General features: G+C 33.4%; 13 protein-coding genes. 6 read left to right on the top strand and 7 right to left on the bottom strand.

Going from position 1 to position 12,839, the window contains the following annotated elements:
- Positions 1-139 precede the first annotated feature (139 nt).
- The 3 genes from J7E44_RS00240 (at position 140) to hisS (ending at position 2,482) form a co-directional block, all read left to right on the top strand.
- Entirely contained in the window at positions 140-478 is a 339-nt protein-coding gene (locus J7E44_RS00240; RefSeq protein WP_214824194.1) for a single-stranded DNA-binding protein, read from the top strand.
- Between the two features lie 16 nt (positions 479-494).
- A complete protein-coding gene (locus J7E44_RS00245) occupies positions 495-950 on the top strand; it encodes an HRDC domain-containing protein (RefSeq protein WP_251040434.1) in 456 nt (151 codons plus the stop codon).
- Positions 951-1,114: 164 nt separating this feature from the next.
- The gene (gene hisS / locus J7E44_RS00250; RefSeq protein ID WP_214824196.1) at positions 1,115-2,482 is read left to right on the top strand and encodes a histidine--tRNA ligase; all 1,368 of its coding nucleotides are present in this window, start codon (positions 1,115-1,117) and stop codon (positions 2,480-2,482) included.
- 49 nt (positions 2,483-2,531) lie between these two features.
- On the opposite strand, the gene J7E44_RS00255 is transcribed toward hisS, so the two are convergent.
- On the bottom strand, positions 2,532-3,473 hold the full coding sequence (locus J7E44_RS00255; RefSeq protein ID WP_214824199.1) for a ketopantoate reductase family protein: 942 nt from the start codon (positions 3,471-3,473) through the stop codon (positions 2,532-2,534).
- 157 nt (positions 3,474-3,630) lie between these two features.
- Between J7E44_RS00255 and J7E44_RS00260 the strand changes: the two genes are divergently transcribed.
- Positions 3,631-4,293, top strand: a complete 663-nt coding sequence (locus J7E44_RS00260) for a GNAT family N-acetyltransferase (RefSeq protein ID WP_214824202.1) — start codon at positions 3,631-3,633, stop codon at positions 4,291-4,293.
- 59 nt (positions 4,294-4,352) lie between these two features.
- Positions 4,353-5,150, top strand: coding sequence for a class I SAM-dependent methyltransferase (locus J7E44_RS00265; RefSeq protein WP_214824205.1), 798 nt, complete (start codon positions 4,353-4,355; stop codon positions 5,148-5,150).
- A gap of 49 nt (positions 5,151-5,199) precedes the next feature.
- Here J7E44_RS00265 and J7E44_RS00270 read toward each other — a convergent pair whose 3' ends face one another.
- From J7E44_RS00270 to J7E44_RS00280, 3 genes are all read right to left on the bottom strand, one after another.
- Entirely contained in the window at positions 5,200-5,436 is a 237-nt protein-coding gene (locus tag J7E44_RS00270; protein WP_214824208.1) for a YtxH domain-containing protein, read from the bottom strand.
- Between the two features lie 96 nt (positions 5,437-5,532).
- A complete protein-coding gene (locus J7E44_RS00275; protein WP_214824211.1) occupies positions 5,533-6,375 on the bottom strand; it encodes an isoaspartyl peptidase/L-asparaginase in 843 nt (280 codons plus the stop codon).
- 104 nt (positions 6,376-6,479) lie between these two features.
- A complete protein-coding gene (locus J7E44_RS00280) occupies positions 6,480-7,367 on the bottom strand; it encodes a cyanophycinase (RefSeq protein WP_214826164.1) in 888 nt (295 codons plus the stop codon).
- Positions 7,368-7,569: 202 nt separating this feature from the next.
- On the opposite strand from J7E44_RS00280, the gene cphA reads away from it, so the two are divergent.
- Positions 7,570-10,197 (top strand): cyanophycin synthetase, encoded by a 2,628-nt coding sequence (cphA, locus tag J7E44_RS00285; RefSeq protein ID WP_214824215.1) that lies wholly within the window; start codon positions 7,570-7,572, stop codon positions 10,195-10,197.
- 44 nt (positions 10,198-10,241) lie between these two features.
- Here cphA and J7E44_RS00290 read toward each other — a convergent pair whose 3' ends face one another.
- The 3 genes from J7E44_RS00290 to J7E44_RS00300 form a co-directional block, all read right to left on the bottom strand.
- Positions 10,242-10,700, bottom strand: coding sequence for a hypothetical protein (locus J7E44_RS00290; protein ID WP_214824219.1), 459 nt, complete (start codon positions 10,698-10,700; stop codon positions 10,242-10,244).
- 22 nt (positions 10,701-10,722) lie between these two features.
- Positions 10,723-11,907: a hypothetical protein gene (locus J7E44_RS00295; protein ID WP_214824222.1), complete on the bottom strand. Its 1,185-nt coding sequence runs from the start codon at positions 11,905-11,907 to the stop codon at positions 10,723-10,725.
- Between the two features lie 73 nt (positions 11,908-11,980).
- Positions 11,981-12,814: a type 1 glutamine amidotransferase gene (locus J7E44_RS00300; protein WP_214824225.1), complete on the bottom strand. Its 834-nt coding sequence runs from the start codon at positions 12,812-12,814 to the stop codon at positions 11,981-11,983.
- Between the last annotated feature and the right edge of the window lie 25 nt (positions 12,815-12,839).

Below are 12,839 nucleotides of genomic sequence, written 5' to 3' on the forward strand. Positions count from 1 at the left end.
TCCGTTTGTAAACGACTACAAACGAGTTTAAATAGTTTGTAACCGACTGCAATGTTTCGGGATGACAATCTTTGCAACAGAGATTTGAGAAAGCAGTGAACGTCTCGGATCTAATTATTAATCTTTAAAATATATAGTTATGTCACTAAGAAACAAAGTAACATTAATTGGTTACACAGGAAAAGAAGTCGAAATGGTAAACTTCGATAGCGGAAATGTAAAGGCAAGTGTGTCTTTAGCAACGACTGATCATTACACCAATGCAAAAGGGGAGAAGGTAGAAGAAACCCAATGGCATAATTTAATTGCCTTTGGAAAAGTGGCTGAAATCCTTCAGAAGTATGTTCCTAAGGGAAAGGAAATTGCAATCGAAGGAAAACTGACATACAGATCCTATGATGATAAAGATGGTGTAAAACGATACATTACAGAGATCAGAATTGATGAAATTCTCTTGTTAGGAGGAGGTAATAAATAATATAATAAAAACACAAATGATGAAGGTAAAAGTTTTTAAAATAAGATTGCCTGAAGAATATCTGTACAAAGATCAACAGATATTAGATGATTTTCTTGGAAATCATGACGTTATCAAGTCGGAAACAGCTTTTGTACATGATGAAAATTATTGGTCGGTTGTTTTGTATTTTGAAGAATCGAAAGTTGTTTTATCCGCTGTTAAAGAACCGAAAATTGTAAAATATGCAGCCGAAAGTGATGTGTTGAATCCAGATGAAGAAAAGATATTAGATGCATTAAAACTGTGGAGATCTGAGAAAGCCAGAGAACAAAATCTCCCGATCTATTTTATAGCCAGTAATAAGGAGTTGGTATCAGTAGCTAAATATAAACCTGCCAAAAAAGCTGAGCTATTGGATATTAAGGGTTTTGGAAAACACAAGATAGAAAACTATGGTGAAGAAATTTTAGAAATCCTGGAAAGTATTTGATTTTTCGATTGATTGTTGAACACAAATGATGAAGTAATATGGAAGAAGCTGAAGAAAATTATTTTCTTCAGCTTCTGTGATGTATTGTCTTATAGTAAAAGTCTTTTCATTTTCTTATTTTTGTATGACTTATCAATTATTACACATCATTTATCAATTATAAAATGAAGCCAAGCTTAGCAAAAGGAACGAGAGATTTTACCGCACAGGAAGTTTCAAGAAGAAAATATATTATCAATATTTTACAGAATAATTTTGAATTATTTGGATTCCAACCATTGGAAACGCCAAGTTTTGAAAATCTTTCGACATTGACGGGAAAATATGGAGAAGAAGGAGACCGTTTGATCTTTAAAATCTTAAATTCCAGCATCAATGAAGCTAAAGAGGAGAAGAAGGCCCAAATGCTCAATGATTTTCAAAGAGCATTAGATAAACCATTCAGTTCAGATAGTCTTACTGATAAAGCGCTTCGTTACGACCTTACGGTGCCTTTCGCAAGATTTGTAGCAATGAACCATGGACAGTTAACTTTCCCTTACAAACGTTATCAGATTCAACCGGTTTGGAGAGCAGACCGTCCGCAGAAAGGAAGATTCAGAGAATTTTATCAGTGTGATGCTGATGTAGTAGGAAGTGAAAGCCTTTTACAGGAAGTAGATTTAATTCAGTTATACTTAAAATCATTTGCAGACCTAAAAGTTTCTGTTACCATTCACGTTAACAATAGAAAAATCCTTTCTGGATTAGCTGAATACGCAGGAATTACGGATAAATTAATTGATTTTACAGTAGCTCTTGATAAATTAGATAAAATAGGAAAAGAAGGCGTTGTAAAAGAGTTATTAGAAAGAGAAATTTCCCAGGACTCTATTGATAAATTAGATTTCTTATTTTCTCAATCTGACGATGCTTTGGAGAATCTGCTTCAGCTTAAAGAAAAATTCGTTGGAAATGAAATAGGATTAAAAGGAGTAGAAGAATTAGAGTTTGTTCTTACGCAGTCTATAAGCCTTGGAGTAGATATTCAGAATCTTGTTTTTGATATTACCTTAGCAAGAGGACTGGATTATTATACAGGTGCTATTTTTGAAGTTAAGGCTGATGAAGCACAGATGGGTTCTATCGGTGGTGGTGGAAGATATGATAATCTTACCGCAGTTTTTGGAGTAAAAAATATTCCGGGTATTGGTATTTCCTTTGGATTAGATAGAATTTATCTGGTCATGGAAGAATTAGGTCTTTTCCCTGCAGAAGCTACATCAAAAGTAGAGTATTTATTTGCCAATTTTGGTGGTGAAGAAACCTTGGAAGCTTTAAAACTGATTATACAGTTAAGAGAAAAAGGTATTTCTGCAGAACTATATCCTGAAAGTGCAAAAATAAATAAACAGTTCACTTATGCAGAAAAGAAAGGCATTAAGAACCTTGTATTTTTAGGTGAAGAAGAAATTAAAAACAGAACAGTAACCTTTAAAAACCTTGAAGCTGGAGAACAGAAAACAGTTTCTCTGGAGGAGTTTTTAGGATAATTACATAGAAAAAAAGAGTCTTCTTAATAGCATAAGAAGACTCTTTTTTTTATTTTCCTTTCACTTTTATTTCATCATATATTTTCTGAGTAAATGGAACTTTTATTCCCAACTCATTTCCATATCTGATAATAGCACCGGCAAATAATTCCAGCTCACTATTTTCTTTCCCGGAATTAATATCCAATTGTAGAGAAGTTGGAGTTTCAGGGGGAAATGTAGAGGCTTTTTCGAAAGTCTTGTCAATGATATTTTCTTCGAGAGAAATCCCCTTTTGATGAGCAATTAGTTCTATTTCTTTCATTATTTCCGTCGCCTCATTTTTTTGTACAGGATCTGTGCAAACCATGCCTATAGATGAATTGTGCTTGGCCGTCACCAATCCAAAACTTGCTATAAAAATAAATTTTGTCCAGATATCGACTAATGGATTGTCTTTAAAATCAAAATCAATTCGACTTTCTTTCATTACATCGATCACCCAATTAATATCTCTAGAAGGGTTTTCTGGATCTTTGCCGAAGATCATTTTTCCTGTTTTTCCTTTATGTTCTACAACGCCTTTTTCTTTGATATGAGAAGCTACATAAATACATGAAGGTAGAATAACATGATCAGGAATGATTTTTCTTATTCTGTCATAGATATCTGCACCATTCATCATAGGTAACAGGATTGTGTCTTCATTGATGACTTCTTTTAATTCGGTGCAAACCCTTTCTAGATCATACTCTTTAACACAAATCAAAACAAGATCAGGCTGAACTACATCACTAATGTTTTCATAAACCGCATTAGGATGTGTTTTATCATTACGATGTTCAGCAGAAATAAGTGTTAATCCCTGTTCTTTTACTTTTTGGTAGGTTTCACCTCTTGCAATAAATGATATGATATATTGATGAAAAGTTTCATTGTTTTGACTGATCTTAAAACCAAAATAACCACCTACACCACCAAGACCTATTACTACGATATGCTTCTTATTCATGAAATTATTTTTATTTATTTTAAAACTTGTTTTTTTAGTATTACACTATGTTAAAGATGGTGATTTATTTTTATATTCGAAATGTATTTAAAGCATAATTATTGAGAAAAACGATCACTCAAAACAATATTTATATCAGAATTTTATTCACCTTATTATGAAAAACAATGCTTCTATTGACATTATAGAAAAATGGCTGCAAGGGTGGTCATTATCCAGACAACTTCCTCAGCCTGTCAAGTACAAATCTGGATTTACAGTAGATGTTAACACTCCTATGCAGAAAAAGCGATATGTATTTTCTGAGCCCAATGATGACTTTCTCCAATTGGCAGAATTAGTTGATGAGCCTTGGGTTTTCCTGAAAGTATCTTCAGCTTTCGAAACATTTAAAGATAAAATACCTTCCAAATGGCAAATGCAGGGCGATCAATATATGATGTCATGTTTTCATCCAATGACTGTTTTACATTATGATCTTCCCGCAGACTATCGACTTGAATATGATCAGTATAATTCCACCTACGTGATTAAGATTATTACTAAAGATGGGGGAGAACAAGCAGCAATAGGCAGGGTAGCTATTGTTGATGATTTGGGTGTTTATGATCAGATCATTACTGATCAAAACCATAGAAGAAAGGGTCTTGCTTCTTTTTTAATGAAAGAATTAGAGAAAATTGCACTATCAAAAGGAGCATATAATAACTTTTTGGTGGCAACAGTGGAAGGTAAATCTTTGTACGAATCTTTAGGCTGGGAACTATATAGCCTATATACTTCAATTGTTATTCCTTCCCAAGAGTATCAGGATGAATAATTACTGAATTATGAGTAATATTGTATTAAGCAAAAATTAATACCACTCACTAATTAATCATGGAAAATTACTTAGAAATAAACAAAAACTCATGGAATGCTAAAGTAGAACCTCATCTGAAATCAGATTTTTATTTTGTTGATGAATTTTTAAAAGGAAGAAGTTCTCTTAATTCTATTGAATTAGATCTTTTAGAAGATGTTAAAGGAAAAAGTATTCTACATCTACAGTGTCATTTTGGACAGGATTCCATATCTTTTTCCAGATTAGGCGCAAAGGTTATTGGAATAGATCTATCTGATAAGGCTATTAATACAGCCAAAGATCTGGCTAAGCAATCTGGAACAGATACCGAATTTATATGCTCAGATGTTTATGATCTTCCTAATGTTTTAGATGAAAAATTTGATATTGTATTTACCAGCTATGGAACGATAGGGTGGCTTCCAGATTTAGATAAGTGGGCTCACGTAGTCAGTCACTTTTTGAAGCCGAATGGGAAATTTGTAATGGTAGAATTTCATCCTGTAGTCTGGATGTTTGATGATGATTTCAAAGAAGTAACCTATAATTACTTTAATGAAAAACCCATTATTGAAACTTATGAAGGGACTTATGCTGATCCTTCAGCATCTATCGTTCAGGAGTATGTAATGTGGAATCATTCATTGGCTGAAGTTATGCAGAATTTAATTAAAAATAAATTGGAGATAAACGATTTCAGAGAATTTGATTGGTCACCTTATCCGTGTTTTAAACATGTTGAAGAATTTGAAAAAGGAAAGTGGCGGATATCAAAGTTTGGAAATAAAATTCCAATCGTATTTGCTTTAATGGCACAAAAAAAGTCATCGTAATATACTACTACGATGACTTTTCTATATATGAATGTTAAAAAAACTTGTCTTAACTTAAAGAATCCTCAGCTTTTGTTTTCGCTTCGTCCACTTTATTCTGAACTTGAGAAGCTACATCACTTGCTTTAGTTTTAATATCATTTCCCCACTTGTTAAGGTTGTCCTTAGCAGTGTTGATTTTATCTTTTACAGCTTGTTGTTCTTCTGGAGTTGATTTTTTATATTTCCAGTAAGCTAAAGCACCTAAACCTAATAAAGCTAATAATCCGTTTGTCTTATTTCCCATGATTTCTATTTTTTTTAATTAATATTAAAATTTGTTGCTTAGTATCATGTAAATTGCGTGCCAAAAAACTGAAAGTAATGATAAAATAATGTTAAATTAATTGAAGATTTCAAAATTTTGACCATCATAACTTGCGAAGACCATGGTAGGATAAGAATCTTGGTGATAGATATTTCCATTTTTATCAATAGCAATCGCACCTGCAAATCCGTCAATCGTTTTTAATTCTTCAAAAGTTTTCTGAAAGGCATTTTCTAAAGTCATTCCATCTGTAACCCTTGTTACAATTTTTGTTGCCGTAGCATTGCTTACGATATCTTCTCCAACACCTGTACAACTTACAGCGCATACTGAATTGGCATAATTGCCGGCAACAGTTGCTGAATCGGAAATTCTTCCTGGAATTTCAAAACCTTTTCCTCCTGTTGAGGTGGCAACAGCCAGTTTACCATTCTGATCGATCGCAACACAGCCAACAGTTCCTTTTCCTCCATTATTAAGTTTAGCTTCGTATTCTTTTCTCCTTTGGGGAATTTCTGTTGAAAAATTTTCAAAACCGTGCTCTGAAGCATATTTTTTAGCACCTCTTCCTCCTAATACACGATCATCTTCTTTCATTAAATCTTTAGCCACAAAAATAGGATTCTTTACATCCTGAATATTGATGACACCACTTAATTTCTGAGTTTCACCATCCATGATAGCAGCGCTCATACGGATTATCCCATCACTTTGAATCTGAGAGCCTATTCCGGCATTAAAAAGTTCATCGTCTTCTAAAAGAGAAACGGCATAAGCCACAGTATCAAAGGCAGAATGAGTCTGTAAAAACTCAAAAGCCTTTTGGGCTATATTTTTTAATGAATTTTGTTTGGCAACTTTTACTTCATGGCTTTGATCGCTTTCAGAGAAAAATCCACCGTGGATAATTATTTTCATATATATTTTGTTGATAAGGAATATTTATACTGGATTAAGTCAACAACAAAGATGCTTACAAATTTAATTAAACTTGTAAATCTCTGTTTTCTACTTTTTACTAATTATTTGTCTTGTGGAATTGGATTAAACTGTGAATTCTCTATAGTCAGGGTCTTTGTAGTAAGATCATAATGATCATTCATCGACATTACATGCACCGTTAAGTTATCGATAGAGATCGGTTCTCCCAAATTGATATTGGTAAGGTTGGTATCTTTGATAAATCTACCATCTACGATAATAACAAGCCCAGAACCTACCGCCGTCATTACATCATTATGTATGAAAAGGCCTGTATCTTCTCCCAAACCAATTCCCAATGTTCTTGGATTATTGACAACAGCCTGAAAAAGTCTTCCGATTCTTCCTCTTTGTACAAAGTGGGTATCAATAATTACATTATCAATAAGTCCTAAACCTTGTGTCGTTTTTATTTCTCCTTTTAATAAAGCTTCAGAACTACTTCCTTGGTAAATCATGTTTTCAGAAGCTGCAGCAGCTCCCGCAGAAGTTCCGGAATAAATGAAATCCTGTTCCTGATATTTTAATAAAATAGTATCGTGGAATCTTGTTCCACCAAGAATAGAGGTAAGCCTAAGCTGGTCTCCACCCGTAAACATAACAACATCAGCTGCATTAGCTCTCGCTACCATAGCATCAGAATTGGCTTCTTCACGGTTGTGGATATCAAGAATGTTAACATTTTTTGCACCTAAAAACTCAAAAGCCTTCTTATATTCGGTTCCTACAATTTGTGGGATTTGTGAAGCAGTAGTCACTACTTCTATAATAGAGTTTTCTTTTAGCTTAGATTCATTAATGATCTTTCTTAAAATACCTCTTTCAAAAAAATTAAGGTTCTTTTCTATATTCTGATCATAATCGGTTTCTGCAAAACTTCCTTTATTTACAGCGCCTCCGATAACAATTAATTTTCCAACGGGTTTCATCATAGTATGCAAATTTAAAAAATTATTAATATTTGACGAAATATCAAATACATATAAATTGATTTTTAGGTTTTTAAGATTGTTAATGATAACTAATTTTTTTTTAAGAAATCTTTAAATGGCCTATGGTTTTGTTTATGCTTTTACATTATCTTTGATTTTAGAAGATGTTATTATTAATCAAGAAAAATGCAAATTGACTATGAAAATTGAGAAGATACAGGCCTTACGTGGTCCAAATATTTGGAGTATCAGAAGAAAGAAGCTGATACAGATGAGGTTGGATCTTGAAGAGATGGAGAATTTTCCTACCAATAAAATAGATGGATTCAGGGAGCGGATAGAAAAAATGATGCCGTCCTTAATTACCCATCGATGTTCGGAAGGAGTACATGGTGGTTTTTTTCATAGAGTAGAAACAGGAACCTGGATGGGACATGTAATAGAGCATATTGCTCTGGAAATCCAAACCTTAGCAGGTATGGATACAGGTTTCGGAAGAACCCGGGAAACTAAATCTCCGGGAATTTACAATGTTGTTTTTGATTATATTGAAGAGAATGCCGGGATTTATGCTGCCGAAGAAGCCGTGAAAATTGCCGAAGCTTTAATTGAAGGCAAAGAATATGATATCAACGAATGTATTCATACACTAAAAGAAATCAGGGAACGTGTTCGTTTAGGTCCATCTACAGGAAGTATTGTAGAGGAAGCCGTTTCAAGAAAGATCCCTTGGATTAGATTAGGAACTAATTCTTTAGTTCAACTGGGATATGGTGTTAATCAGCAAAGATTTCAGGCAACGATTACTGGAAAAACGAGCTCAATTGCGGTAGATATTGCATGTAATAAGGAACTGACAAAGAAAATGCTCCATGATGCAGCTATCCCGGTTCCGATTGGAGATTTGGTGATTGATGAAGAGGGTTTAGACAGGGTCATTAAAAAGATAGGGTATCCCGTTGTTCTTAAGCCTTTAGATGGAAACCATGGAAAGGGATCTTCCATTAATGTTAATGATTGGGAGAGTGCCAAAGTCGGTTTAGAACATGCTCAAAAATATTCTAAGAAGACGATTGTAGAAAAATATATCACCGGATATGATTTCAGGGTTCTTGTTATAGATAATAAAATGGTTGCTGCAGCAAGAAGGGTTCCAGCCCATGTTGTTGGTGACGGAGAATTGAATATTGAAAAGCTTATTGAAAAAGAAAATAAAGATCCTAGAAGAGGATATGGACATGAAAATGTATTAACGGAAATACAAATTGATAAAGATACTTTAGAGCTTTTGGAAAAACTCCATTATACATTGGAGACTGTTCCTCAAAAAGGAGAAATTGTATTTCTAAAATCTACAGCGAACCTTTCAACAGGGGGAACTTCGATTGACGTAACGGATATGGTACATCCCGAAAACATTACAATGGCCGAAAGAATCTCTAAAATCATTGGTTTAGATGTTTGTGGTATTGATATAATGGCCGAAAATTTAACGCAGCCTCTTAAAGAAAGTGGTGGAGCGATTATTGAGGTCAATGCTGCTCCTGGATTCAGAATGCACCTGGCACCAAGTGAGGGTCTTCCAAGAAATGTTGCAGCTCCGGTTGTAGATATGCTTTATCCTCAAGGGAAACCATTTACCATTCCTATTATTGCAGTAACTGGAACCAATGGTAAAACAACAACAACAAGATTGATCTCCCATATTGTTAAGAATAATGGTTATAGAGTAGGCTTTACTACATCTGATGGTATTTATATTCAGAACACAATGCTTACGAAAGGAGATACAACAGGTCCACTTTCAGCTGAATTTGTTTTAAAAGATCCAACTGTAGAGTTTGCAGTGTTAGAAACTGCCAGAGGTGGTATTCTACGTTCTGGCCTAGGATTTTCCCAATGTGATATTGGAGTACTGACAAATATTAAGGAAGATCACCTGGGAATGAATGACATTCATAACTTAAAAGATCTTACTAAAGTAAAGAGAGTAGTTCTTGATAGCGTAAAGAAAAATGGTTGGAGTGTCATGAATGCTGATGATGAATATTCCATGCGAATCGTTAATGACTTAGACAGTAATATTGCAATTTTCAGTCTGGATGAAAATAATCCATACATTAAAAAATTCGCTAAAGAAGGCAAAATTACCTGTGTCTATGAGGAAGGGTTTGTAACTATAAAAAAAGGTGACTGGAAGATAAGAATTGGAAGAGCAAAAGACTTTCCAATTACTATGGAAGGGAAAGCTAAATTTATGATCGCTAATGTTTTAGCAGCGAGTTTAGCCTGTTATCTGTATGGTTTTGGAATAGAGGATATTTCAAATTCTCTAAGAACTTTTATTCCGAGTGCACAGCTTACTCCAGGAAGATTAAATATTTTTAAGTTTAAAAACTTTAAGGTGTTGATCGACTTTGCACATAACCCTGATGGATATGAAGCAATAGAGGATTATCTTAAAAATGTTGAATCTACAAAGAAGATCGGAATTATTTCGGGAGTTGGAGATAGGAGAGATGAAGATATCAAACTATGTGGAAAGATTGCCGGAAGGATGTTTGACTATATTATTATAAGAAATGAAAAACATCTTCGCGGAAGGAAAGAAGAAGAAATTAACGGATTAATTATAGATGGAATTCATGAAGCAGGCAGAGATGTAAGCTATGAGATCATTCCCAAGGAAATTGAAGCATTAAAACATGCTATGGGAATGGCTGAAGAAGGGACGTTTATTACCGCTTTAAGCGATGTAATTTCAAATGCCATAGAATTGGTTCAGGAATATCAAGCCAAGGAATTTTTGGAAGATGATAAAATTTAATCTAATCTAATAATAAAAAAACCTCCGAAATTTCGGAGGTTTTTTTATGCATTAAGCCAGGGCTTTCCAATTTTCTGCATTTTTATGAGATAAAAATATAAAGGAATTAATTCTAATCTAAGTGTAAAACTTATGTTTGGATTTACAAAAGGGATAATAACCATCATAATGATACAAACAGCAATACCTGTTATAGCATCAATGACAGCAGCTTTTGGAGCCCATTCCAGCTCAAACCAAAGTCCAAAAGCCACAATTCCTTTAAAAATTAAAAGAATACAAACAATAAACCCTGCAATGGTATAAGGATGGGTGGAGTCTATTCCATAAATAGACAATGAAACATTAGTTAGAAAAAAACCGGAAATTAATATTAAAGAAGCAACTGATCCACCAATTAAAAATAACCAGATGAAAATCTTAATCCAGACCGGTAACAGATCTCTTCTCCGTACGAAATTACTGTTTACATCAAACTCTTCAAAAGCTGATTCTTGCTCCATAATATATTAGTTTTAATAAATTTTATTCTTCTCCAAAGAAAACATTAGAGCTTCCAATCCATATGGCATCCTTTTTATTAAAGTCAACATTCACCATAGCAGCTTTTGTCATCCTTCCAAGATTTTCTAAGAGGATAGGGCGTTCATCATTTTCCCGCCAAATATACAATAAACGTATTTCAGCTTTCGAAAATTCTCCGTTGATATCTTCAAAGATTGGTTCGTACTGAACTTTCCTTTGTAAAATATAATTTTCCTTATCTTCAATAGCATTTATAATTTCTATTGTAGGATTCAAATTCACTCCACTTCCTGCAAATGAAAATAGGGGTTTTAAAACATAATTTTCAAGATTTTCATTTTCAGGGAATTCATATAGGAAATAGCTTTTGGGTACGAATTGATGTTTTAATAAAGGTAAAAGATATTTGGAGATTTTAAAGAACCAATTTGGATGGGTGATCCATTTTACATCTACTTCTTCACGGAAATCGAATTCGGTTTTAAGGTTAGGAATATGGTCTAATTCATCGAAAATAACACGATTGTAAATTCTTTTTATTTGAACTAACTTTTCATTATCTTCATAATACAACTTTTTACCGTCCTTTTTTATTTTGGTAAGACAAACTGTTTTTATTCCCAATAGTTTCTCTGTTAAAGCAAAATCAATCGCTGTTTTTTGCTTCTCAGGAAAAATTTCAAGAAGAATTACATTTTCAGGATTTTCATCACCAACAATTAATTCTCTTAAATAATCTGCGAACTGACCAGGAGACATTGCGTTTTTAATTTCAGAAAGAAAAGGATATACTTCACAAAATGTATTTTCAAAAGTTTTTTGAAAAGCATAAAGAGATGGAAATGCCTGCAGTTCTATCAGTTGTGGCTCTATTTCGCCATTTTCATTTTTGCAAACTCCAAAATCAATGGTGAAAAAATGAGGATGATCCGTATCGTTTGGAACTTTGCAATTTTCAGGAACAGCCTTTTGTAGTATTTCAGGAGATAAAGCCTTTATCTGATCTATAATACTTTCGCTGGCACCAATAAGCTTACTTTCAAATTCCTTCGTAAGGAAAAAAGGACTCTCCGAAATTCTAAATCCCGGTAGAACACCACTCTTTTCTGCTAAGCTATTTTTAAGCTGTTCATACTTTTCCAGTGAAAAATCCTGATTGAATTGTTTTCGGTATTTTGGGATCATATTCTTTTTCTTTGTGATTTTAAAAAATCGAGCAATTTTGCTCGATTTATAGTGTTGTAATTGTTTATTATTTTTAAGCCACTGCTCCTGCTGCTTTCAAAATATTCTTTTTAGCAAACTGTAAAAATGTAGGAAGAATTTGTGCTCTTGTCAAAACTATTTTATCTTCATCATCAATCCTGTCCAAGGTCTCAAGGTACTTTTCCATTCCAAAGTTTTCAATCATAGCTTCTTTGTTTTTTTCATCTTTTAGATTTTCAATCATGCTTGCAGGATCTGCTTCTGGATGAAACTGTGTTCCAAAGATCTCTTCTGAGAAACGAATAGCCATAATGGCTCTCTCTAAATTAATATGAGGGCGGAATTTCTCAATAGCCACTATTTTCATTCCTAATTCTTCAAAACGTTCGTGATCAGGCTCAATAAACTGGTAAGCTCTTGAATCTACACCATAAAAAGGATTTAAAAGATTTTTGAATAAAAATTCCTTTTCACCATCTTCTGTTTTATGAATAGGCATTACCCCAAAAGAATAGGATTTTCTAGGGCAGATGTTTCCTAAATTCCAATGAATACTTGCTATTTGAAATGAATGACAGATTAAAAACACATACTTTTTATCTTCCTTATGATTATTATGATCATATACGGAATCTAAAAAATCCGCATATTTTGTTTCCCATTCCAGCCCTTCTCTATGAGGGTTTCCTGGCCCCCCTGAAGAAATAAAAATGTCAAAATCTTCTATATTTGGAATTTCATCTTCGTGTCTTACATTGAACACCTGAATGTTTACATTTTCTTCAGAATTCTTTTTAAAGGTTTCTGAGATTTCTTTAATATTTCTAAACCCTTGATTTACATGGTTGTTATTCATGTCCAACAACGCGATTCTAATATCTTTCATACATCATATTTTTGCAAAGTTACCA

The sequence above is a fragment of the Chryseobacterium sp. ISL-6 genome, from assembly GCF_018613715.1.
GTDB classification, from domain to species: domain Bacteria; phylum Bacteroidota; class Bacteroidia; order Flavobacteriales; family Weeksellaceae; genus Chryseobacterium; species Chryseobacterium paludis.

Bases quoted from the DNA above. Each gene is read 5' to 3' on its own strand.
- J7E44_RS00245 (WP_251040434.1), top strand. From the start codon at position 495: ATGATGAAGGTAAAAGTTTTTAAAATAAGATTGCCTGAAGAATATCTG.
- J7E44_RS00255 (WP_214824199.1), bottom strand. From the start codon at position 3,473: ATGAATAAGAAGCATATCGTAGTAATAGGTCTTGGTGGTGTAGGTGGT.
- J7E44_RS00270 (WP_214824208.1), bottom strand. From the start codon at position 5,436: ATGGGAAATAAGACAAACGGATTATTAGCTTTATTAGGTTTAGGTGCT.
- J7E44_RS00240 (WP_214824194.1), top strand. From the start codon at position 140: ATGTCACTAAGAAACAAAGTAACATTAATTGGTTACACAGGAAAAGAA.
- J7E44_RS00290 (WP_214824219.1), bottom strand. From the start codon at position 10,700: ATGGAGCAAGAATCAGCTTTTGAAGAGTTTGATGTAAACAGTAATTTC.
- J7E44_RS00300 (WP_214824225.1), bottom strand. From the start codon at position 12,814: ATGAAAGATATTAGAATCGCGTTGTTGGACATGAATAACAACCATGTA.
- J7E44_RS00260 (WP_214824202.1), top strand. From the start codon at position 3,631: ATGAAAAACAATGCTTCTATTGACATTATAGAAAAATGGCTGCAAGGG.
- hisS (WP_214824196.1), top strand. From the start codon at position 1,115: ATGAAGCCAAGCTTAGCAAAAGGAACGAGAGATTTTACCGCACAGGAA.
- cphA (WP_214824215.1), top strand. From the start codon at position 7,570: ATGAAAATTGAGAAGATACAGGCCTTACGTGGTCCAAATATTTGGAGT.
- J7E44_RS00280 (WP_214826164.1), bottom strand. From the start codon at position 7,367: ATGAAACCCGTTGGAAAATTAATTGTTATCGGAGGCGCTGTAAATAAA.
- J7E44_RS00275 (WP_214824211.1), bottom strand. From the start codon at position 6,375: ATGAAAATAATTATCCACGGTGGATTTTTCTCTGAAAGCGATCAAAGC.
- J7E44_RS00295 (WP_214824222.1), bottom strand. From the start codon at position 11,907: ATGATCCCAAAATACCGAAAACAATTCAATCAGGATTTTTCACTGGAA.
- J7E44_RS00265 (WP_214824205.1), top strand. From the start codon at position 4,353: ATGGAAAATTACTTAGAAATAAACAAAAACTCATGGAATGCTAAAGTA.